Below are 21,797 nucleotides of genomic sequence, written 5' to 3' on the forward strand. Positions count from 1 at the left end.
TATGCGTGTCCTCATCAAGGGGGCCGGCGTCGCCGGCCTCACCGTTGCCCATGCGCTCGCCGCGCGCGGCGCGAAGGTCACCGTCTTCGATCCCAATCCCAGCTTCCGGGCGGCAGCGTCCTGGCTCGCCGGCGGCATGCTGGCGCCCTGGTGCGAGCGTGAAAGCGCCGACGAGGCCGTGCTGCGCGAAGGGCAGGATGCGCCCGACCGCTGGGAGGCGATGTTGCCGGGCGAAGTCAAACGGAACGGCACATTGGTGCTGGCCTCCGCCCGCGACCAGACGGAGCTGAAGCGCTTCGCCGGCCGCACGGCGGGGTATCAATGGCTGGACGAAGAGCGGATCGCGGCGCTCGAACCCTCCTTAGCCGGTCGCTTCCGGCAAGCGTTGTTCTTTCCGCGCGAAGCCCATCTCGATCCGCGCCGGACGCTCACCGCATTGTGCGAGAAGCTGGTCGCGCGCGGCATACTGTTCATCGATACGAACCCCGACGAACAGGAGTTCGACCATGTCGTCGATTGCACCGGCGCGTCGCGCATCGGCGAGACCGCTTCGCTGCGCGGCGTCCGTGGCGAAATGATCTACCTCAGGACCGACGAGATAACTCTCGACCGCCCGGTGCGGCTGCTGCACCCGCGCATCCCCGTCTATATCGTCCCGCGCGGGGATGGCCTCTTCATGGTCGGCGCGACGATGATCGAGACGGAATTCTCCGGCCCGATCACAGCCCGCTCGCTGATGGAACTGCTGAATGCCGCCTACGCGCTGCACCCGGCATTCGCCGATGCGACCGTGGTGGAAACCGGCGCCGGCATCCGCCCCGCCTTTCCCGACAATTTCCCTCGCGTCGAGAAGCACGGAAAGCTGATCTCGCTGAACGGCCTTTACCGCCACGGTTTTCTGCTCGCGCCCGCCATGGCGGCACGGGCGGCCGACCTTGTCTTCAACACCGATACCGCAGGAGGACACGCATCATGAAACTGATCGTCAACGGCGAACCCAAGGAGATCGCCGCAGCCACGCTGGAAGAACTGCTGGCGCTGATGGATTTCGAAAGCGACTGGCTGGCGACCGCCGTCAACGGCGAACTCGTGCACCGCGAGGACCGGCCGGCCCATTCGCTGAACACGGATGACCGGATCGAGATCCTGTCGCCGATGCAGGGAGGCTGACAATGCTTGAACTTTACGGAACCAAACTGTGCTCGCGCCTACTGCTCGGTACCGCGCGCTACCCCTCGCCGTCGATCATGGCCGATGCCGTCAGCCGCTCCGGTACCGAGATCGTCACCGTCTCGCTTCGCCGGGAGACGGCCGGCGGGCGCAATGGCGGCGCCTTCTTCGACACGATCCGCTCGCTCGGAGTCAAGGTCCTGCCCAACACCGCCGGCTGCCACGGCGTGTCCGAGGCGGTGCTGACGGCGAAGATGGCGCGCGAGCTGTTTTCCACCGACTGGATCAAGCTCGAAGTGATCGGCAACCACGACACGCTGCAGCCGGATGTCTTCGGCCTCGTCGAGGCGACCCGTATCCTCGTCGGCGAAGGCTTTCAGGTCTTCCCCTACACGACCGACGACCTGGTCGTCGCCGAGCGGCTGCTGGAAGCCGGCTGCCAGGTGCTGATGCCCTGGTGCGCACCGATCGGCAGCGCCGCCGGCCCGCTCAACCCCACGGCGCTACGCTCAATGCGCGCCCATTTCCCCGATGTGCCTCTTATTGTCGACGCCGGCATCGGCCGTCCCTCGCACGCGACCGTTGTCATGGAACTCGGCTTCGACGCCGTTCTGCTCAACACCGCGGTGGCCGGCGCCGGCGATCCGGTCCTGATGGCCGCCGCCTTCTCTGGCGCCATCGAGGCCGGTCGCCATGCTTTCGAGGCGGGAATGCTGGAACCGCGCGACATGGCGGTGCCGTCGACCCCTGTTATCGGACAGGCGGTGTTTTCATGAAGCTCGATCCCTTCTACCTCATCGTCGACAGCGCCGACTGGATCGCACGCCTGGTCCCTGTTGGCGTCAAGCTGGTGCAGCTGCGCGTCAAGGATCGCTCCGAGGCCGATCTGCGCCATGAGATTCGCAGCGCACTTGCGGTCTGCGCGGAGCATCGCTGCCAGATGATCGTCAACGATTACTGGAAGCTGGCGATCGAAGAGGGCTGCGACTTCGTCCATCTCGGCCAGGAGGATCTGGAGACCGCCGACCTCGCCGCCATCCGCGCCGCCGGCATCCGGCTCGGCCTCTCCACCCATGACGAGACAGAACTGCAAACTGCCCTCGCCGCAGAGCCTGATTATATCGCGCTCGGCCCGGTCTACGCGACGATCCTGAAGCAGATGAAATGGGCGCCGCAGGGCCTGCCGCGGCTGCGCGCATGGAAATCGCGGATCGGCGATCTGCCATTGGTTGCGATCGGCGGCCTGAACGTCGATCGCATCGACGGCGTCTTCTCCCACGGCGCCGACAGCGCCGCTGTGGTCACCGACATCACCCGCAACGCCGATCCCGACGAAAGAACGCGGCAATGGTTGGCGGCGACCGAGAGCTGGCGATAGCCAGAGCGCAGGCAGACGGGAGGTGCCACGCCCGGCGCCTCCAAAAAGATTGATTTGCGCGCGCGGCGCGCCCATGTTGAAGCAAGGGGTAGGACAACGAATTGGGTTTGGAGCGGATGCTACAAAGAACCGTGGAAACCGACGCCGCGCTGGTCGATCGACTGCAGCAGGCGGCATTCAATTATTTCCCGAAGCACTACAATCCCGAGAACGGCCTCGTCGCCGATACCTCGGTGGCGGGCGTTCCCTGCAGCATCGCCGCCGTCGGCTTCGCGCTGTCGTCCTATACGGTCGCCGTCGAACGCGGCTGGATGACGAGGGCCGATGCGATCGAGCGGACGCTGAAGACGCTGTGCTTCTTCGCCAACGGCCACCAGGGCCGCGAGCGCCACGCGATCGGCTACAAGGGCTTCTTCTACCATTTCCTGCATATGGATACGGGCCACCGCGCCTGGAACAGTGAACTTTCGACCATCGACACGACTCTTCTGGTCGCCGGCATGCTGACCTCGGCGGCCTATTTCGATGGACACGACCCGAACGAGGTGGAAATCCGTCGCCTCGTCAATATGGTCTACGAGCGCATCGACTGGCACTGGGCGCTGAACAAGGGCGAGACCATCTGCATGGGCTGGAAGCCCGGTAGCGGCTTCCTGCGCTGGCGCTGGCAGGGCTATGACGAGGCTATACTGCTCTACACGCTGGCTCTCGCCTCGCCGACGCATCCGATCCCGCAATCGAGCTACGACGCCTTCACCTCAAGCTATTCGTGGATGCTCTTCGGCGAGAAGTGCTATCTCTATGCCGGCCCCTTCTTCATCCATCTCTTCTCGCATGCCTGGATCGATTTTCGCGGTATCCGCGACAAGCCGATGGCCGCGCGCGACAGCGATTATTTCCGCAATACGCAGATCTGCGTCGAGGTGCAGCGCGACTACGCCGAGCGCAACCCCGGTAATTTCATCGGCTACTCCCGGGATGTCTGGGGGCTGTCAGCGTCCGACGGTCCGCCGCCGTCGCGCAGCCGCCATGGCGACCGGCGCCCGAGCGTGCTCGGCTATGCCGCCCGCGGCGCGCCGCTTGGCCCTGATGATGGCACGCTGGCGCCATGGTGCGCGCTTGCCGCCCTGCCCTATGACCGCGAAGCAGCCATATCAGGCACGCGCGCGCTGCTCCAGGCCTATCCCGATCTCTGCTACGAGGGCCGCTTTCCCGGTGGCTTTAATCCGACGGTGAAGACGGCGGGGCCGGAAGGTTGGGTGGACGACCGCTGCGTGGGCATCGACCAGGGGTTGCTTGTGATATCGATCGAAAACGACCGCTCCGATTTCATCTGGAGCCTGATGCGCAAGTCGGATGTCATCCGCACCGGCCTGGAACGCGCCGGCTTTACCGGTGGCTGGCTGGAAGAAGAGGCGGAAGACGCAGAGCGCAAGATCGCCTGATCGGCGAGCCGCAAAGCCATCCTTCAGCGCGCGAAAACATGCGCCTTGCCGGCGATCTCAAGCCGCACCCGGTCACCGCGCGAGGGCAGCGCCACGCTTGACGTCTTGATCAGGATCGGCGGCAGCGCCACGCCGTCGAGCGAGACGGCGACCGTGCAGGTGGCGCCGCCGAAATCCACCTCGACCACGCGCCCGCCATAGGGCTGTTCGCTGCTGTCGGTGACGACACGGATCTGTTCGGGCCTGAGCATGATCTCGACCTTGCCCTGATGCTCGCTGTCGACGGCGACGTGCCCCAGCGCGCAATCGGCATGGCCGTTGCGGATGATCGCCGGCAGCATCACCGCGTCGCCCAGAAACAGCGCCGTCTCGCGATCGCGCGGCGCAAGATAGAGCGATTGCGGCGATCCCGCCTGCACCAGTCTGCCATCGCGCAGCACCGCCACCTGATCGGCATAGGACAGCGCCTCGGCCTGGTCGTGGGTAACGAGAATGCTGGTGATGCCAGCCGCCTGCAGCACGCGGGCGACTGCCTTGCGCATGTTTTCGCGCAGACCGGTGTCGAGCGCCGAAAAGGGTTCGTCAAGCAGCATCAGCCGCGGCTCACGGCCGAGCGCGCGCGCCAGCGCGACGCGCTGCTGCTGGCCGCCGGAAAGCTGGTGCGGCCGGCGCGTTAGCATGCCGCGATCGAGCTCGACAATATCGAGCAGGTCGAGCACTCGCTTGTCGCGATCGGCCGCGCCGCGCGCAATGCCGAAGCCGATATTGCCGGCGACGTCGAGATGCGGAAACAGCGCGCCTTCCTGCGAGACAATGCCGATGCCGCGCTTATGCGCCGGAACCGCCGCCGGCCCGTCGGCAAGCAACTCACCATCGAGCGTGACGCGGCCCCGGTCGGGCTGTTCGAAACCGGCGATGATACGAAGCAGCGTCGTCTTGCCGGAGCCGGAGGGGCCGACCACGGCAGTGCGGCTGCCCGCCGTCACCTCCAGCGAGATGTTATCGAGCGCCTGTACCTGACCGTAACGCTTGCTGGCACCTTCGATCGTAAGCAGCGTCATTGTCCGGCAGTCCGTTTCGATTGAGCATGGAGAAGAAGGGTCAGCGGCAGCGACAGCACGACCATCATGAAGGCGTAAGGCGCGGCCGCGACATAATCGATCTCGCTGGTCAGCGACCAGAATTTCGTCGCCAGCGTCTCGACGCCGTTGGGAGAGAGCATCAGCGTCGCCGTCAGCTCGTTGGTGATCCCGAGCGCCACCAGCGCGATGCTTGCCGCGGCACCCGGTGCTGCCAGCCGCATGGTGATCTGCCGCACGGCCTGGCCCGGCGTGCGCCCCAGCGCCATCGCGGCGCGCTCCAGCTCCACCGGCGCCTGCGCGATGCTGGCGCGAAGGCCGACCATGGCGCGCGGCAGGAAGAGCAGGATATAGGCGAGCAGCAGCGTTGCGAATGTCTGGTAGAGCGGCAGCACCAGCCGCACGGTGATCGTCACCAGCGCCAGCGCCACGACGACACCAGGGAGCGAGCCGACATAATAGTGGCAGGCTTCAAGCACGCGCTGAACGCGACCCGGCGCCCGCACTGAGAGCCAGGCCATCGGGGCAGCGGCGATCGTCGCCAGAATGCCGCCGGCAAGCGCCAGCACGATCGACTGCACGAAGGCATTGCCCACCTCTACCCGCCAGATGCCGGCACCGCCGAGATAGAGCCAGCGCACCAGCGTGACGAAGGGAACGCCGAGCGTCAGCGCCGCGACGATCACGGGCAGAAGCACAGCAGGCACCGCGAACCAGCCGAGGCGACGGCGATCGGCAGGGCGCGCCGAGCCGGAGCCGACGCGGGCATAGCGCTCGTTGCCGCGCACCAGGACTTCGATAGCCAGCAGAAGCAGGCAGCAGGCGACCAGCACGCCCCCGAGCATATTGGCGGCCGGGCTGTTATAGGCGGACTGGAACTGGTCGACGATAGCAGTGGCGAACGTGTCGAAGCGGATCATCACGAAGAGCCCGTATTCCGACAGCAGGTGCAGCGCGATCAACAGCGCGCCGCCGCAGATGGCGAGCCGAAGCTGCGGCAGGATGGTGCGGAAGAACACCGCCCAGGGCCCAAGCCCGAGCGAAGCGGCGGCATCCTCGATCGCCGGATCGAGCCGGCGCAGGGCAGCGGCCACGGGAAGATAAAGGAACGGGTAGTAGGCGAGAACCGAAACGAAGACACCGCTCTGCAGCCCGCGCATGCCCGGCAAAAGACTGACCCAGGCATAGGAATGCACGAAGGCCGGCACGGCGAGCGGCGCCACCGCGAGCCAGGCCCAGAGCCGTGCGAAGGGAACATCGGTGCGCTCGGTTATCCAGGCGAGCGTCACCGCCAGCACGATCGACAGCGGCACGGTGATGGCTTCAAGCAACACGGTATTGACGAGGAGATCGCCGACGCGCGGGCGAAACACCAGCTGCTTCACCGTTTCCCAGCCGACATCGACGGTAATCCAGCCGATGAAACCGAGGGGAACGAGGCTGAACAGCGCGACGATTGCGGCGAAAAGCACGACGGGCGCATAAGGCATGCCCCGGCGCGGTCGCGCCAGCCCTGCCGCTGGCCGCGCCGCCGGCATCTCGGAAGCAAGCAATCTGTTGTCCTGCAGCAAGGCCGCGCCTTTGACACGCTGAAAAAGGAAGGCAACCGTCTTTGACAGACGGTTGCCGTGTATCGTCATGGCCTAAAGTTTTCTTGAGGCAAAAGCAACAGTTTTGCCCAAGACGCTACGCTGCAGGCTCTAGATCAGGCCCGCCTCGGTAATCATCTCGACCACCTTCTTGCTGTTGAGCTGCGAGGCATCGACATCAGGCGCCTGCAGGTCGGCCATCGGCACGAGCTTGTCGTTGGAAGCCGCACCCTTGCCGACGGCGTATTCATAGGACGTGCCGTTCTTCAGGATGGCCTGCCCCGCCTTGCCGGTGATGAACTTCAGGAAGGCCTGCGCTTCCTTCTGGTGCTGGCTCGACTTCAGGATGCCGCCGCCCGACAGGCTGACGAAGGCGCCCGGATCCTGGTTCTTGAAGTAGTGAAGCGCCACGTTCTTGCTGTTTTCAGCCGTCGCCGCCTGATCGCCGAACCAGTAGTAATGATAGATGATCGCGCCATCGACCTCGCCCGCGTTCACGGCCTTCATAGCAACCGTGTTGCTCTTGTAGGAGGTCGCGTTTTCCTTCAACGCCTTCAGCCACGCGGCCGTCGCCTCCTCGCCCTTCAGCTGCAGCAGCGCGCTGACGATCGCCTGGAAATCGGCGCCGACAGGAGCGGCACCCCAACGGCCCTTCCACGAGGGATCGGCTAGATCGAGCATCGACTTCGGCAGCTTGTCCTCGGTGAGCTTGGTCTTGTCGTAGGCGAAGACGGTGGAGCGCGCCGCGATACCGGCCCACATGCCGTCCTTCGGACGGAACTCTTCCGGCAGCTGGTCGAGCGTTGCCTTGTCGATCGGCGCGAACAGCCCGGCGGCATCGACCAGCGTCATCGCCGGCGAATTCTCGGTGAGGAACACGTCGGCGGGCGACGCCTCGTCTTCCTGGATGATCTGGTTGGCGAACTGCATGTCGCTACCCTGGCGCATCGTCACCTTGATGCCGGTTTCCTTGGTGAAGGCGTCCACCCACTCCTGGCCAAGACTCTGATGCTGGGCATTGTAGACGACGATCCCCTCGGACTCTTCCTCCTGCGCCTTGGCGCCCGAAGCGAGCGATGTCGCGGCAAGAAGCATGGCGCCGAGAGCGGCCGCCTGCGAGAGACGATTAAGGGAGACGATCATGATGCCCTCCATGGCACTTCATCTGCGATATCCATGATATTGCAGCGGTATATTTTCCTTGGCACTCGATTTCAAGTTTAGGCGACTGGAAGGTCATCACAAAGGATTGAAATAATTGGTATATTTTAGAACGGTTCTAGAGCGATCGGATAAGGGCGATCAGTTCGTCCTCGACCTCGATGCCGTTTTCGATCGCCTCGCGCCGGGCGTTCTGGCCGCGCCGGCCGGGTAGCCTGACATTGGGATCGGATGTGATCTCCTCGGCCAGCTGGCCCATGCGCGCCGCGGCGACCGCGCCGCCGGCGGCATCGGGATTGATGACGACAAGCATGTGACCCAGCGCCGGCGCGTCCCCCTGATCGTCGAACAGCGAAGACGCTTCGAAGGAGAAGTTAGCGCCGGTCAGCGCGCCAGCCATGATCTCGACCATCATCGCGAGCGCCGCGCCCTTGGCCTCGCCCGACGGCGCCATGGTGCCGGCCAATGCCTCGACAGCGTCGGTGGTCGGCTGGCCATCGCGGTCGAAGGCCCAGTTGCCGGGAATCGGCACGCCCTTCTGCTTCGCCGCCATGATCTTGCCGCGCGCGACCCGCGACAGTGCCATGTCGATGACGACGGGATCGGCATCCGGCACGGGTGCAGCAAAGGCGATCGGATTGGTGCCGAAAACAGGCTTGCGGCCGCCCCAGGCCGCCATCGAGGCCGGCGCATTGGCGACCATCAACGCCACCAGCCCCATCTCGGCGAAGCGCTCGACCGTCAGGGCCAACACGCCGGCGTGGTGCGAGCGGCGGAATGCGGCGGCGGCGATGCCCTGCTGCCGCGCGATATCGGGAACCACGGACAACGCAAGATCGATAGCCGGGTAAGCATATCCATAATTTGCATCGATCTGGACGACGGCGGGAAACGGCCGTGAAAGCGCGGGCGTCGCGAAGCCATCGACCTTGCCGGCCCTTGCCTGTTTCGCATAGGCCTCGACGCGCCTGAGCCCGTGCCCGCCTTGCCCCACAGCTTCCGCCGCCACCAGCGCGCGGGCGACCGAGCGGGCATTCGCCTCGCTGACCCGGTTTCTCGTCAAGATTTCGAAAACCAGGGTTTCAGCGGCGGCGAGTGTCAGATGCATGAAGAACCTACGTCATAAAAAAAGGCGATAACGCGGTTACGTTATCGCCCTTCTTGCAATGCAGCAATTGACCGCGACGCTTATTCGACGTCGAACTTCACGCCCTGCGCCAGCGGCAGTGTCTTGCCGTAGTTGATCGTGTTGGTGGTGCGGCGCATGTAGGCGCGCCATGCGTCGGAGCCGGACTCGCGGCCGCCGCCGGTTTCCTTTTCGCCGCCGAACGCGCCACCGATTTCCGCACCCGAGGGGCCGAGATTGACGTTGGCGATGCCGCAATCGGACCCGCGCGCCGAAACGAAGGTTTCGGCCTCACGCATGTCATTGGTGAAGATCGACGACGACAGGCCCTGCGGCACGGCATTGTGATCGTCGAGAACCGCGTCGAAATCGCTGTACTTCATGACGTAGAGGATCGGCGCGAAGGTCTCGTTCTCGACCGGACCCGTCTGCGCGGGCATCTCGACCAGCGCCGGGCGCACGTAGAAGGCGTCGGCCGCACCGTTTTCGACACGCTCGCCGCCGGTGACCGTACCGCCCGCCGCCTTCGCCTGCTCCAGCGCCGACTGCATGGTGCTGTAGGCCTGTTTGTCGATCAGCGGTCCCACAAGCGTGCCTGCTTCCAGCGGATTGCCGATGCTGACGGAGCCGTAGGCCTTCTGCAGGCGCGGAACCAGCACGTCGTACACACTCTCATGCACGAACAGGCGGCGCAGCGTGGTGCAGCGCTGGCCGGCGGTGCCCATGGCCGAGAAGGCGACGCCGCGCAGCGTCAGGTCGAGATCGGCCGTCGGGCAAATGATCGCGGCGTTGTTGCCGCCGAGTTCGAGGATGGCACGGGCAAAACGCTGCGACAGGCGCGGACCGACGGCGCGGCCCATGGCGGTGGAACCGGTGGCCGACACCAGCGGCACCTTCGGATGATCGACCAGCGCCTCGCCGACATCGCGACCGCCGATCAGAAGCGTCGAGAGATTGGCCGGCGCTGTGCCCCCTTCGGCGACGAAGCGCTTCAGCGCCTTTTCGAACAGCGCCTGCGTGGCAAGCGCGGTCAGGGGCGTCTTTTCGGACGGCTTCCAGACGGTGGAGTTGCCGCAAACCAGCGCCAGCGCGGCATTCCACGACCAGACGGCAACGGGGAAGTTGAAGGCGGAGATGATGCCGACGACGCCGAGCGGGTGCCAGCTTTCCATCATCCGGTGCTCGGAGCGCTCGGTGGCGATCGTCAGACCATAGAGCTGGCGGGATAGGCCGACCGCGAAATCGCAGATGTCGATCATTTCCTGCACTTCGCCGAGACCTTCGGAGGTGATCTTGCCGACCTCGATCGATACCAGCCGGCCGAGCTCGGCCTTGGCCGCGCGCAGCTCCTCGCCGAGCAGGCGCACAAGCTCGCCGCGCTTCGGGGCCGGAACGGCGCGCCATTCGAGAAACGCCTTGTGGGCATTATCGATCGCGGTCTTGGCGTCGGCGACCGACACTTCCTTCAGCGCGCCGATTTCCTTTCCTGTCACGGGCGACGTCACCCGCAGCGTGCCGCCGGTGAAGCGATCGGCGTTGACGCCGAGCTTGGCGAGCAGGGTCTTGGTTTCGGTGGCGAGATCGAGCGTTTCGATGGTCATTGTCGTGGTTCCAACCTTATTGTTCTTAAAAGCGGGCATCGGCGAAGTGGGCGACCTGGGCGCCGGCTTCGTACCATAGTTCCTTGGCGGCGCGGAAGCGCGGCTCGGCGGTATCAGTCAGCGGCAGCGGCAACTCGGCCTCGCTCATCTCGCCCAGAATATGGCGGGCAAGCGTGCGGCCGAACACCGTTCCCGGCGCGATCCCCCGGCCATTATAGCCGGAAAAGCCGACGACGTTGTCGGCGAACTTGTGAAAGCGCGGCAGCGCGTTGTCGGTCATGCCGATCTTGCCGTACCACTCGCATTCGAATTCGACATCGCCGAGCTGCGGGAAGAGCTTCTTCAGCGCGCGCCGCGCCCAACCCTTGTGGACGGAAAGCCCGGTGTTGCGCAGCGCACCCACACTGCCGAACACCAGCCGGCCGGCCTGGTCCATGCGGTAGGAGGACAGGATTTCCTTAGTGTCCCAGACGCCCTCGCGGCCAGCAAGGATGGACTTGCGCAGATTGTCGCCGAGCGGCCGGGTCGCCAGATTGAAATAGGGCAGATGCACCTGCTCGTTGCGCACCTGCTCCCAAGGGCCGGTGCTGTAGGCATCCGTCGCGACGATGATCCAGTCCGCGGTGACGGAGCCCTTCGCCGTCTTCACCGTCCAGCGATTGCTGTTCTTCTCGGTGGCGATGACAGGGCTCGACGTATGGAGCGAGACACCAGCCTTGACGGCGGCATGCGCGAGGCCGCGCGCATAGGCGAGCGGCTGCAGCGTACCGGCGCGCATGTCGAGCAGGGATCCGGTATAGGCGCTGCTGCCCACGCGGCGTGCCGTCTCGGCGGCATCGAGCAATCTGACATCGGCGCCGCGCGCCGCCCACTGGCTGGCGCGGTCGGTGATTTCCTTGAGGCCATCGGCGCCGACGGCGACATGCAGCGTGCCGTTGCGCTCAAGCTCGCAGGCAATCTTGTGCTTGTCGATCAGCTCCATCACCAGCTTCGGCGCATTGCCGAGCAGGTCAAGCAGGCGCTCGCCATAGATGGGGCCGAGCACGCCAGGCAGATCGTCCGGCATCACCCACATGCCGGCATTGATCAGCCCGACATTGCGCCCAGCGCCGCCGAAGCCGACGTCGTTGGCCTCGAGCAGCACCACCGACTTGCCGGCCTCCGCCAGATGCAGGCTGGAGGAAAGCCCGGTATAGCCCGCGCCGACCACGACGATATCGGCGGTTACTGCGCCCGAAAGCGGCATGGTTGCCGGCGGCTGCGGCGCGGTCTTTTCCCAGAGGCCGTGGGAGCGCGGATCATTCAGCATCGGAGAGCTCCGTTCGCAAATCGTCAGGCAACATGGCTCAGGCGCAGGCCGGAAAGCCCGAGCAGATCGATCGCCGCATCCAGCGACCGTGCCTGACGTTCAGCGTAAAGGTCAAGCTCATCCGTAACGATGGCGCCGAGCGCCTCTTCGAAGGCAGACCGGTTGGAGCGGGTCGCATAGTTCTGCTGTTGATCCGTGCCGAGGTTGGACTGGAAGATACCGGCCGCACTCACAGGCAGGAAGTCCTCGTAGACGATGGGATCGAAGGTCAGATAACCCATCTCGATCAGCGTCTCGGCATCATCGGGAAGCGCGCCATCGACGGCGGCGGCGATCCCCGCAGGCGTTACGGAATAATGGAAGAAGGCCAGCTGCTCGGCCCGAAGCGCCCCCCATCTGTCCGGCAGTTCACGGAACCGCTCGGCAAGCTCGCTGTCGTAATCATCCGCCTTGGCACCTGCCGCACCGACCTGCACCTCGCCGCGAACCGATGCCAGCAACCGGTCGTAGAGCGCCCGGCCCTTGGCCGTCAGCGCCACGCCGCGCTGCTCGATCTCGCCAAAACGGGCAGTATGGGTGCCCTTCACCGCGCCGGTCTCGCCGGCAAACGCGATCGCCTCTTCCAGCGCCTTGAAGCTGGTCTGGCGCAGAAGGATATCGCAGGCCCGGCGGGGCGGCCCTTCTATGACAGCCTTCGGCGTGATGCCGCGCTCCGGCATGCGGGCCTGCACGGCGTCGATATCGAGCGTGCGCGGGGTCAGGTGGTTGATATGCGGCCCCTTGAACGAGACGACGTCGGCGATCAGCCGGTGCGCGTCATGCAGGCGCTTGTAGGTCTCGGCGCTGACGGTCGCCTCGCCGTGCCAGCGGAAGGTCTCGAGCGCTTCGGCAACGAATTCCTTGGCTTCCGCTTCCGTCAGCCCGCCGACTTGCTCATAACTCTCGATCAGCTGGATCGCGCGGTCGGTATAGATGCGACGCTTCGACAGGATCTCGGCGGCCTCGGCGCGCAAGGCCTCGTCCTCGATCAGTTCGAGCCTGAGTAGCGAAGTGAAGACGCGGAACGGATTGACGCTGAGTGCCGCCTGATCGACCGGGCGGAAGCACGTGGAATGAACCGGCACGCCGGCCACCGAGAGATCGTAGTAGCCGACCGACTGCATGCCCATGACAGCGAAGAGGCGGCGGATGGTGAAGAGCTCTTCGGGAGTGCCGAGACGGATGGCGCCATGGCGCTCGACATCGATGCGCTCCAGCTCGCCGGCCCGCGTCAGGCGCTCGCGCAGCGCATTGTCCTTCGCCAGCACCTCGGCATTGACGTCGGCAACCAGTTCCAGCAGCGTTCCGTATTGCGGCACCTCGGCGCGATACATCTGCGACATCGCTTCGGTAAACAGCGAGCGGATGCGGTCTGTGGAAACGAAGCCTGCCATGTTTGGGTAACCTCAACTCATTCCGAATTTGCCTATCGAAGCCCCTTTACAAGTAGCGAAAGGCCATAAATATCGACATTTTGGAAATAGCTCATTCTGAAAAGGAATGACCATGCTGCCATCGCGCCGTTTTCTGCCCTCCACGGCCCTGCTGTCCGCCTTCGAGGCGGTATCGCGCACCGGCAGCGTCACCGCGGCCGCCAAAGAGCTCGACCTCACGCAAAGCGCCGTCAGCCGCCAGATCAAGACGCTGGAGGAACAGCTCGGCGTCGAGCTCTTCATCCGCGAGCGCCAGACCGTGCGCCTGACGCTTGCCGGCGACGGCTATGCCCGCGAGATCCGCGAGGCGCTCAGGCGCATTTCCAGCGCCTCGTTGAACCTGCGCGCCAATCCGCACGGCGGAACGCTCAATCTCGCCATACTACCGACCTTCGGCACCCGCTGGCTGGCGCCGCGCCTAGGCCGCTTCCTCGCCGCCAATCCTGGTGTCACCATCAACCTCGTCACCCGCCTCTCCTCCTTCGATTTCCGGCTCGATTCGATCGACGCCGCCATCCATTTCGGCCATCCGCTCTGGCCGGGCGCCGAGCTCACCTTCCTGATGTCGGAAAAGACCGTGCCCGCATGCAGCCCCGATTTCCGCGATCGCCACGACATTAGCCAGCCATCAGATCTCGTCGACGTCCCACTGCTGCATCTCACCACGCGGCCGGATGCATGGGAGCAATGGTTCGCCGACAACGAGGTGCCGCCGCAGACCGTTCACGGCATGCTCTTCGACCAGTTCGCCACAGCCGCCCAGGCAGCCATCGCCGGCCTCGGCGTCGCCCTGCTGCCGACCTTCCTCATCGAGGACGAGCTGAAGCGCGGCGATCTCGTCGCTGCCGTGAACCGCGAGATGGAGAGCAAGGAGCGCTATTATCTGGCCTTCCCCGCCGAGCGCGCCGATTATGCGCCGCTCTCAGCCTTCCGCGACTGGATCGTGCGCGAGGCGGCCGGTTGACGGAACCGCTTGCGCCGCACCGGTCGTTTCGCGCATTATGCCGCCAAACCAGAATTCGATGCAGGAAACTCCCATGAAGCCGATTTTCGTCCAGCTCCAATGCGCTCCCGGCAAGACCTACGAGGTCGCCGACGCCATCTACAAGACCGAGCGCGTCTCGGAGCTCTATTCGACCAGCGGCGACTACGACCTCCTTTTGAAGGTCTATCTCCAGGACGGCGAGGACATCGGGAAATTCGTTAACGATCAGATCGCCAGCATTCCGGGCATCGTCCGCTCGCTGACCACGCTGACCTTCCGGGCATTCTGAGGCCGGGTCACGGTCGGTTAACTTCCATTCCAAGAAACGGAGAAGGCGGGGGTGACGTAAACCCGGCCTTAACACCAGACGCGCTCTTGTGGCGGCAACCGCAACTCTCCGGCCCCGTGCGGCCAAGAGGTACAGCCATGTCCGTTGCAGAAACCACCCGTGACGATGCCTTTCGCCGCGAAGCGCCGCTTCCTTCGCAGGATGCGCGACCGCTTATCGTCCACGTCATCCGCCAGTTCCTGCCGAATCGCGGTGGCCTGGAAGACGTGGTCTCCAATCTCGGTCGACAGACGATCGCACGCGGCTTTCGCGTGCGCGTCGTGACGCTCGATTCGCTGTTTACCGAGCGCGGGAAGACGCTGCCGCACCACGAATATATCGGCGAGATCGAGGTCGTGCGCATCCCCTGGTCGGGCAGCACGCGCTATCCACTCGCCCCGCAGGTCTTCCGCCATCTCGCCGATGCAGATCTCATCCATGTCCATGCGATCGACTTCTTCTACGACGCGCTGGCCTGGGGTCGCCTGCTGCATCGCAAGCCGATGGTGGTGACCACCCATGGCGGCTTCTTCCACACGCCCAATTACGCCGCCATCAAGAAGGTCTGGTTCCAGACCGTGACCCGCCTGTCCGCCCTCGGCTACGACAAGGTGATCGGCTGCAGCGTTTCCGACCTGCAGCAATTTTCCCGTATCGCCGGCGACCGCACGATTCTGATCGAGAACGGCGCCGATATCGGCAAATTCGCAGATGGCGCATCGCCGACGCCGAAGCGCCGCATCGTCACCATTGGCCGCTTTTCCGCCAACAAGCGTCTCGACAATCTGCTGGAAGCGATCGCGGTGCTGCGCGCCCGCGATCCGAACTGGCATCTCGACATCATGGGCGTCGAATACGATCTCAGCCGAAAGGACCTGCTCGACCATATGGCACGGCTGAAGATCGAGGACGCGGTGTCGATCCATGTCGCCGCCGACAATGACACGATCCGTGGGATCATCGGCCAGGCTTCTATCTTCGCATCGGCTTCGGACTACGAGGGCTTCGGTCTCGTCGCACTGGAAGCCATGAGCGCCGGCCTTATTCCCGTCCTCAATGGCAACGCCGCCTTCGCGGCGCTGGCCGACCGGCATTCCGACCTCGTCATAACCGATTTCAGCCAACCGGCGCGCGTAGCCGACGCGCTCGACCGGACGTTCGAGCGCCTTGTCTCCGATGGCGCGACCGTCAGAGCGAAACTTCTTTCCGACGCTCGCGCTTATTCGTGGGATGTCGTCGCCGACCGCTATGTCAGCGTCTACAAGGAAATCCTGGCCAGCTGAACCAAGGCAGATCAGGCCTTGGCGAGGCGCGCTACTTCGTCGAACACCGTCTTGCGGGTAATGGGCGGCGTCAGATTGTGGTCGGCGTTCGGCAGCATCACTAGGCGCACATTCGGATAGCGCGACAGTTTTCGGCCACCGGGACCGAAATGGAAATACATATGCTCCAGCCCGACGTCGCCATCGCTATACATCAGCGTCAGCGGCACCTTGCGCTGATCGACTGTCGAGAACGTCCTCTTGACGGCGACCGCGACGTGCCGGCGCGTCGGCAGATATTGCAGGAGCGGCGCGATGCGGACCGACATGCGCCTGGCGAGCGCGATGACAACGTTCTTCACTGCCGCCTTCACATCGACCTCGCCCTTCAGGAGACGCTTGAAGGTATCGGCACTGACCATGCGTGAACCGTAGTCCTCGAAACTTCGCGGCACCGAGACCACCTTGCTCTCGTCGACGACAACATCGGGATCCCAGTAATAGACGAAGGGGTTGATGGAAACGGCCGCTTTCAGCCTTTCGTCCTCGACCGTCGTACGCAGGGCGAGATAGCCACCGCTGCAGCGGCCCACCGTCATCATCGGGCCCGGCGCGAACCGCTCCAGTACATCGAGCCCCGCGCGGGCGTCTTCGTTCTGTGTCGCGGAATAGAGAATCTGGTCCGGCGCATCCGGGCGCGGCGGGCTATCGCCGGCATTGGCGGAATCGAAGCGGAGCGAGGCAACGCCCAGACGGGCAAGGTTGCGCGCCATATCGACATTGGTGCGGCCCCAGCCGCAATGGCGGTCATAGGCCGTCGACAGAAACAGAACCGCGTTTCCGGTAAGCGTCCCCAGCGGCCGCGTTACCACGCCGACCAGGTGGTGGTATTCGCCGAAGCGGACGGGCAGCTCCTCGAAGCCATCGCCTGCCATCGCGCCGGCCTCTATGCTCGTTACCGAACGCGCGCCTTCGGGATCCACCGACGTCTGCGTCGACATCCATTCCGCCAGATAACGTACGGTCGACAGCGGCATCTTGGAAAAGACAGGGTCGGTGACGAGTTCGTCATACCCCTCGAACGCAGCCTGCTCGACGGCCGCGCCAAGCGCCCGAAGATTGTCGGCGAAGCTCGTATCGTCGGCGCGCGCCGGTCGCTCGAGGATCAGGTAGCGGGGAGCCGCGATGGAATCCGGCGCGCCGATCCTGATCTTCGGCAATTCGGCGGCGATCGGATCTGGCATGACGAGACCGGCGATGACCACATTGCCCTGAGGAAGATCCTCATCCTTCAGGCCGAGATGATAGTTGATGAACTTCGACCATGCACTCAATTCACGCAGATAGGCGCGGCCGTTCACAACCGGTCCGAGCATGACGATGCCGTCGACACCCTCGATCGAGCCGGCCACCCGCTGCGCAAGCGTCGCGCCCAGTCCCTGCGCAACGATCATGATCCGGTCGCAGCCACTGAAGGCTTTCAGCTTTTCGGCGGCGTTGCGGGCATATTGCTCCCACGTGGCGAGTGTCGCAGGCTCGCCTGTATCGAGCGCATCGCCGGTCTGGGGATAGTCGAACCGCAGGCTGGGAACGCCGATATCGGCGAAATGCTCCGCGGTGATGCGGAAGAACTTGTGGCTGCACATCTCCTCCAGCCCCCATGGAGCGAGGAAGAGGACGGCCGTGGAGCGTTTCGCGACGCCTGATGCCTCCGGCATGAACAGCCCAACCGTTCCATCAAGTGTAAACGGCAATGCCGCCGCGCGGCCGGCGCCTTCCGCCGCTTCATGAGACAGGGCCTCGGCCGCGGCGGGTTCCAGCTCCGGCGCCGATGAGGCGACGAACTTCACGGCCCTTCTGGCAGGCTCCTGCATCGCCGCAGGCAATTTCTGCACTATAGACAACATAACCTCGGCATCCTCGCGGGGAATTACATTCAACAGCTTGAGTGCAAGTATATAACCCAGCCCCCCGGCCAGTATCGCGATAACAAGTCCAATAGAACCTTTAAGAAACTCTAAAGTCACGAAGGCAATAAAAGCACAAAAGACTGCCGCAAGCATGGCCTTCAAAAGGCTGATATAGAGACCGGAAAGCTGGCTGCCGAATCCCGTCTGCCGCACCATCACCACGCACATCGCGACGAAGACGCCGATACGCACAACCGCCGCACCTTCTGCGGCGAAGAAGGGCACGACCGCGATGCAGCCAAGCGTCATCACGACGGCGCCGAGCACGCTGACCAGGACACGATCACGGGTGCGTTCCATCGACAGGAGATACAGGCTGAGCGTCTGCATGAAGGTATAGGCCGGTGCAGCAAGCGCCAGCAGCGCCACGACAGGGCCGCTTGGCCCGAAGGCCGGGCCGAATACGACGAGCACCAGTTCGCTCGATATAGCCGCAAGTCCGAAGCTCATCGGCAGGATGATGTAGGCCATGCTGCGCGTCACTGCGGCAAAGACCTCGACCGGCAGCGTCCGGTCGCTGCTACTGTGACGGCGCTCGGAGTAGTAGGGAAGAAGGCTGCCGGTCATCTGGATCGGCAGCTGCAGCGCGATATTGGCGACCGACAGGCCGACGGCATAGTAGCCGACCATCTCCACCGACCAGAACTGCTGCAGGAAGAGCAGCTCGAGCCGATTAAGAAAGATGGAATCGATGATGAACTGCGCCGACAGGAAGATCGACGACGACGCCAGATAGCGAAGCGACACGCCGCAGCGGTCGCGGCGCGTGAAAAGGATCGGCAAGGTTGCGACGAAAAAGACGAGCTGTCCGAAGAGATAGCCGATCAGTACCCCCTCGACGCCGGAGATCAGAGCGCCACCGGCAACACCGATCAGCTGAAGCACGCAGACGCCGATGGCGAGCTTGAAGAAATCGGTCAGCCTGCGCTCGCCGATAAGATAGAACTTCACGAAAGAGCCGATGGCTTGGATGAAGAACAGCGCGCCCGTGACCAGCGCGACGGAGGGCGCCGTCGCCGCCCAGTGCAGCCTTTCCGATGTCAGGAAGAAAATGGCGTAGAAGCCGAGCAACACGAGCGTCGAGCACAGCATGAAGGTCACGAGCAGCGACGCGAACCCCCGCCGCCTTCTTGCATCGAAACCATCGGCTTCCAGCTGCGGCAGGATCTTGGAAAGGGTGATGCTGGAACCGAGCTCGGCGATCGACGCCCCCGTCACCACCATCCAAAGAGAAAAGGCTATGATGCCGTTCGCTTCCGGCCCGAGCAGCCGCGCGGTGATGATGGAGGAGATGAAACCCGTCAGCAGCAGCAGCATGCCCGCCGCGCCGTTCATGACGGAGTTCGCGATAATTCCCTTAGACATGCATTTCCCGTTCAAGTCCGCTCGGAAGCGGACATGCTAAAGTGAAAATCTTTCGAAATTGGTCGCTTCGATCAGAATGAGCGTGATCGGGAACCGCCGATGCTGGTCACGTCGCCTGCTGGCACGGCGTCTTCGGCCGTTCCCGGCAACCGCGTGAGCCGGACGCGCCGGGCGGGGCCTGGCGCGAGGTGAAACCAGTCATCATCGGGCCTGAAACCATCGATGGACAGATGGACGGATTGCGCAAATCTGTCCGTTGCGAGATCGATCGCCCACTGACCGTCCTCAAGCACAGCCGACGCCTGGATGTCGGCGTCGTGCAGCGCCCGCGCGCGACCGCATGGAAAGTGGAAGGCTTCGGCGACCACCGCGCCGCCATCAGGCAGGCGTAACCGGGCCACGGTCACGTCGTGCGACGGCGGGCCGAAACGGTATGCATAGGTGGTATCGAAGAAAGCGCCGAAGAGGTCGGTGGAGGCGAAGGTCTCGCTGCTGCGCGGCTGAAGCGTAAGGATGCGCCCGCCGCCGACCGCCTGCTGCTTGCCCTGCCGAAGGCACACCAGTTCCAGATCGAGTTGCAACGTATAGGGCGTCTCGTTCAAGACATGCACGTCCAGCCCGTTGGTGCCCTCGTCGGTCACCAGAACCTGCACGGGGCGGAAGCCGCGGCGTAGCGCGTACCAGATCGGCTTAGGCTCGCCGGTGGAATCGATCACGCCCCAGCCAGGCCCCGGCAGAAGATCCTGTAGGGTCCAGACCAGTGCGCCGTTGCAGCTGGAACCCTTGCGCCGCCACTCGGCGAAGGTCTCTTCCGACACCTCACCCGTTACCGCCCGTGAAAACCCAAGATAACGCTCCGGATCCTCGCGCCGCAGCCGCGCCGGGTCGACATCGTAAAGTTCCTGCAGATAGAAATCCCTGACATCCTCGAAATCCCAGGACGCACCGCGATCGCGCGGCACACGGGATTTCCAGGCTGGACTATGGACCGGCGGCACGTCGAGATGGCGCTGCAGGGTTTTCTGCTGCGGGATGTGCGAAAAAGCCAGGCTCTCGCTGGCGAAGCGCACATTGGCGCGGCGCGCATCCTCAAGCGGCCGCATATAGGCGCCGACCCCGTAGTAATGCGCGACCCCGGCATTGGGCGTGAACGGCATGGTGCCGCCGGAGGGCGAGTTCGGCACATAGGGCACGTCGGGCCGGACGCGCGCGGCAATCGCCGGGATGATCTCCTCGGTGATCGGCCCCGCCCAGTATTCGGCGGGTAATCCCAGCATTGCGGCCTGCTGATAGATCTCGCTGCCGCCGCAAAGCACGGCAAGCGACGGCAAGCCCTGAACGCCATGCAGGAATTCCTCCACCTCGGCATGCACATGCGCGGTGAATGCCTTGTCGTTCTTCGGATAGTCGAAATTGGCGAACATGAAGTCCTGCCAGACAAGCAGGCCGAGTTCGTCGCAGAGCTTGAAGAATTCCGGAGTCTCGTAAGCCATGGTGCCGCCGATGCGGATCATGTTCATGTCCGCTTCCGCCGCCAGACGCAGGAAAGGTTCGTAATCTGACCGCGCGCCGGGAAGCCTTGCGATATCGACGCTGGTCCACACTGCGCCACGGCAGAACACCCGCTCGCCGTTGACGACAAGCGCGAAGTCATCGCCCGAGGCGCCGCGATCGACCTCGATCGATCGGAAACCGGTCCGCCCCAGCGAATGCTCGACGCCATCGATCAGGATCGCATAGTCATAGAGGCGCGGCGCTCCATGTGTATGCGGCCACCAGGGCTCGACGTCCTTCAGCTTGAGGATCGCCGAGTAATGCTGGTCGCCGACCTTTTCGAAAGCCTGCTCGGCATCGCCGCAACGCAGCGACAGGTTGGGGCTTTCGACATCGGTATGAAGAGAAACGCTGAGGCGTCCGACGCCATCGGCGTCGAGCACCGCGCGGACGGCGACGTTATCGATCGACACGACATCACGGCGGACCAGCGTGATCGGCCGCCAAGGACCGACCGCATGGATTTCCGGGCACCAGCCTGGCATGCGCCCGAGCAGTGTGGTCCGCACGTTCTTCAAGCCCTGCGGCTTGATCATCTGCGGCCGCCAGCGGGCACGCGGCCCGGTTTCCGCAAGCTTCGGCGCCAGCGCGCGGAAGCACAGTGCCAGTTCATCGCCGCCCGAAAGCGTCACCGGGATTTCGTGCAGCGTGAACATGCTTTCCGACGAGAGGATTTCCTGGCCGTTCAGGAAGACGTGGCAGATCGTCGCCAGCCCCTCGAACCGCAGCAGCGCCTCGCCCGGCTCGGCATCGAACAGGCGGCAGACGTACCAGGCATCTCTCGTATCGAGCGGCTCGGGATTCTCCCGGTCGAACTCACCCGCGCGCTCAAGCGCCGCGGCGACCGTACCGGGAACCTCGGCGGGAATGAACTGCGCGGAAAGCGGGATGTCATGCGGTCCGGCACAGGCGCCGGGTTCCGTCAGGATGAGGTTCCAGCCTTCGGAAAGCAGCGTTTCCTCGGCTCCGACACTGGCCAGACGTCCGCTCATGCTCATGCTCC

General features: G+C 64.3%; 17 protein-coding genes. 8 read left to right on the forward strand and 9 right to left on the reverse strand.

Translation table 11 applies throughout. The features are described 5' to 3' along the window. Window position 1 precedes the first annotated feature (1 nt). From thiO to QTL95_RS00425, 5 genes are all read left to right on the forward strand, one after another. Window positions 2-976 carry a glycine oxidase ThiO gene (thiO, locus tag QTL95_RS00405; protein WP_289717998.1) on the forward strand — a complete coding sequence of 325 codons (975 nt, stop codon included), beginning with the start codon at window positions 2-4 and terminating at the stop codon, window positions 974-976. Further along, window positions 973-1,170: a sulfur carrier protein ThiS gene (thiS, locus tag QTL95_RS00410; protein WP_289717999.1), complete on the forward strand. Its 198-nt coding sequence runs from the start codon at window positions 973-975 to the stop codon at window positions 1,168-1,170. The genes thiO and thiS overlap by 4 nt, the downstream gene beginning before the upstream one ends. Before the next feature lie 2 nt (window positions 1,171-1,172). Beyond that, window positions 1,173-1,946: a thiazole synthase gene (locus tag QTL95_RS00415; RefSeq protein WP_289718000.1), complete on the forward strand. Its 774-nt coding sequence runs from the start codon at window positions 1,173-1,175 to the stop codon at window positions 1,944-1,946. Continuing rightward, a complete protein-coding gene (locus tag QTL95_RS00420; protein ID WP_289718001.1) occupies window positions 1,943-2,548 on the forward strand; it encodes a thiamine phosphate synthase in 606 nt (201 codons plus the stop codon). Before QTL95_RS00415 ends, QTL95_RS00420 begins: the two co-directional genes overlap by 4 nt. Window positions 2,549-2,664: 116 nt before the next feature. Continuing rightward, entirely contained in the window at window positions 2,665-3,993 is a 1,329-nt protein-coding gene (locus tag QTL95_RS00425) for a glucoamylase family protein (protein ID WP_289718002.1), read from the forward strand. Window positions 3,994-4,016: 23 nt separating this feature from the next. On the opposite strand, the gene QTL95_RS00430 is transcribed toward QTL95_RS00425, so the two are convergent. The 7 genes from QTL95_RS00430 to hglS form a co-directional block, all read right to left on the reverse strand. Continuing rightward, window positions 4,017-5,054 (reverse strand): ABC transporter ATP-binding protein, encoded by a 1,038-nt coding sequence (locus QTL95_RS00430; RefSeq protein WP_289718003.1) that lies wholly within the window; start codon window positions 5,052-5,054, stop codon window positions 4,017-4,019. Further along, on the reverse strand, window positions 5,051-6,712 hold the full coding sequence (locus QTL95_RS00435; RefSeq protein WP_289718004.1) for an ABC transporter permease: 1,662 nt from the start codon (window positions 6,710-6,712) through the stop codon (window positions 5,051-5,053). The genes QTL95_RS00430 and QTL95_RS00435 overlap by 4 nt, the downstream gene beginning before the upstream one ends. 60 nt (window positions 6,713-6,772) lie before the next feature. Next, on the reverse strand, window positions 6,773-7,804 hold the full coding sequence (locus tag QTL95_RS00440) for an iron ABC transporter substrate-binding protein (protein ID WP_289718005.1): 1,032 nt from the start codon (window positions 7,802-7,804) through the stop codon (window positions 6,773-6,775). Window positions 7,805-7,940: 136 nt separating this feature from the next. Continuing rightward, window positions 7,941-8,930 (reverse strand): Ldh family oxidoreductase, encoded by a 990-nt coding sequence (locus QTL95_RS00445; RefSeq protein ID WP_289718006.1) that lies wholly within the window; start codon window positions 8,928-8,930, stop codon window positions 7,941-7,943. A gap of 80 nt (window positions 8,931-9,010) precedes the next feature. Further along, window positions 9,011-10,549: an L-piperidine-6-carboxylate dehydrogenase gene (gene amaB / locus QTL95_RS00450; protein WP_289718007.1), complete on the reverse strand. Its 1,539-nt coding sequence runs from the start codon at window positions 10,547-10,549 to the stop codon at window positions 9,011-9,013. Window positions 10,550-10,574: 25 nt separating this feature from the next. Next, entirely contained in the window at window positions 10,575-11,858 is a 1,284-nt protein-coding gene (locus tag QTL95_RS00455) for an NAD(P)/FAD-dependent oxidoreductase (protein WP_289718008.1), read from the reverse strand. A gap of 23 nt (window positions 11,859-11,881) precedes the next feature. After that, entirely contained in the window at window positions 11,882-13,291 is a 1,410-nt protein-coding gene (gene hglS, locus QTL95_RS00460; RefSeq protein ID WP_289718009.1) for a 2-oxoadipate dioxygenase/decarboxylase HglS, read from the reverse strand. A 106-nt stretch (window positions 13,292-13,397) separates the two neighbouring features. On the opposite strand from hglS, the gene QTL95_RS00465 reads away from it, so the two are divergent. The 3 genes from QTL95_RS00465 (at window position 13,398) to QTL95_RS00475 (ending at window position 15,926) form a co-directional block, all read left to right on the forward strand. Further along, complete coding sequence (locus QTL95_RS00465; protein ID WP_289718010.1) at window positions 13,398-14,294, forward strand: LysR family transcriptional regulator; 897 nt, start codon at window positions 13,398-13,400, stop codon at window positions 14,292-14,294. A gap of 73 nt (window positions 14,295-14,367) precedes the next feature. Further along, entirely contained in the window at window positions 14,368-14,604 is a 237-nt protein-coding gene (locus tag QTL95_RS00470) for an Lrp/AsnC ligand binding domain-containing protein (RefSeq protein ID WP_289718011.1), read from the forward strand. A gap of 137 nt (window positions 14,605-14,741) precedes the next feature. Then, the gene (locus tag QTL95_RS00475; protein ID WP_289718012.1) at window positions 14,742-15,926 is read left to right on the forward strand and encodes a glycosyltransferase family 4 protein; all 1,185 of its coding nucleotides are present in this window, start codon (window positions 14,742-14,744) and stop codon (window positions 15,924-15,926) included. Between the two features lie 11 nt (window positions 15,927-15,937). Here the strand turns inward: QTL95_RS00475 and QTL95_RS00480 are convergent, their stop codons facing one another. Further along, window positions 15,938-19,240 carry an oligosaccharide flippase family protein gene (locus QTL95_RS00480; RefSeq protein WP_289718013.1) on the reverse strand — a complete coding sequence of 1,101 codons (3,303 nt, stop codon included), beginning with the start codon at window positions 19,238-19,240 and terminating at the stop codon, window positions 15,938-15,940. 71 nt (window positions 19,241-19,311) lie between these two features. Beyond that, entirely contained in the window at window positions 19,312-21,786 is a 2,475-nt protein-coding gene (locus QTL95_RS00485) for a glycoside hydrolase family 2 protein (RefSeq protein WP_289718014.1), read from the reverse strand. Window positions 21,787-21,797: the final 11 nt, after the last annotated feature.

The sequence above is a fragment of the Rhizobium sp. S152 genome (assembly GCF_030380735.1).
Classification (GTDB): domain Bacteria; phylum Pseudomonadota; class Alphaproteobacteria; order Rhizobiales; family Rhizobiaceae; genus Rhizobium.

What these genes read in the sequence shown, in the direction of transcription:
- thiO (WP_289717998.1), top strand. Translation starts at nt 2, where the DNA reads ATGCGTGTCCTCATCAAGGGGGCCGGCGTCGCCGGCCTCACCGTTGCC.
- thiS (WP_289717999.1), top strand. Translation starts at nt 973, where the DNA reads ATGAAACTGATCGTCAACGGCGAACCCAAGGAGATCGCCGCAGCCACG.
- QTL95_RS00415 (WP_289718000.1), top strand. Translation starts at nt 1,173, where the DNA reads ATGCTTGAACTTTACGGAACCAAACTGTGCTCGCGCCTACTGCTCGGT.
- QTL95_RS00420 (WP_289718001.1), top strand. Translation starts at nt 1,943, where the DNA reads ATGAAGCTCGATCCCTTCTACCTCATCGTCGACAGCGCCGACTGGATC.
- QTL95_RS00425 (WP_289718002.1), top strand. Translation starts at nt 2,665, where the DNA reads ATGCTACAAAGAACCGTGGAAACCGACGCCGCGCTGGTCGATCGACTG.
- QTL95_RS00430 (WP_289718003.1), bottom strand. Translation starts at nt 5,054, where the DNA reads ATGACGCTGCTTACGATCGAAGGTGCCAGCAAGCGTTACGGTCAGGTA.
- QTL95_RS00435 (WP_289718004.1), bottom strand. Translation starts at nt 6,712, where the DNA reads ATGACGATACACGGCAACCGTCTGTCAAAGACGGTTGCCTTCCTTTTT.
- QTL95_RS00440 (WP_289718005.1), bottom strand. Translation starts at nt 7,804, where the DNA reads ATGATCGTCTCCCTTAATCGTCTCTCGCAGGCGGCCGCTCTCGGCGCC.
- QTL95_RS00445 (WP_289718006.1), bottom strand. Translation starts at nt 8,930, where the DNA reads ATGCATCTGACACTCGCCGCCGCTGAAACCCTGGTTTTCGAAATCTTG.
- amaB (WP_289718007.1), bottom strand. Translation starts at nt 10,549, where the DNA reads ATGACCATCGAAACGCTCGATCTCGCCACCGAAACCAAGACCCTGCTC.
- QTL95_RS00455 (WP_289718008.1), bottom strand. Translation starts at nt 11,858, where the DNA reads ATGCTGAATGATCCGCGCTCCCACGGCCTCTGGGAAAAGACCGCGCCG.
- hglS (WP_289718009.1), bottom strand. Translation starts at nt 13,291, where the DNA reads ATGGCAGGCTTCGTTTCCACAGACCGCATCCGCTCGCTGTTTACCGAA.
- QTL95_RS00465 (WP_289718010.1), top strand. Translation starts at nt 13,398, where the DNA reads ATGACCATGCTGCCATCGCGCCGTTTTCTGCCCTCCACGGCCCTGCTG.
- QTL95_RS00470 (WP_289718011.1), top strand. Translation starts at nt 14,368, where the DNA reads ATGAAGCCGATTTTCGTCCAGCTCCAATGCGCTCCCGGCAAGACCTAC.
- QTL95_RS00475 (WP_289718012.1), top strand. Translation starts at nt 14,742, where the DNA reads ATGTCCGTTGCAGAAACCACCCGTGACGATGCCTTTCGCCGCGAAGCG.
- QTL95_RS00480 (WP_289718013.1), bottom strand. Translation starts at nt 19,240, where the DNA reads ATGTCTAAGGGAATTATCGCGAACTCCGTCATGAACGGCGCGGCGGGC.
- QTL95_RS00485 (WP_289718014.1), bottom strand. Translation starts at nt 21,786, where the DNA reads ATGAGCGGACGTCTGGCCAGTGTCGGAGCCGAGGAAACGCTGCTTTCC.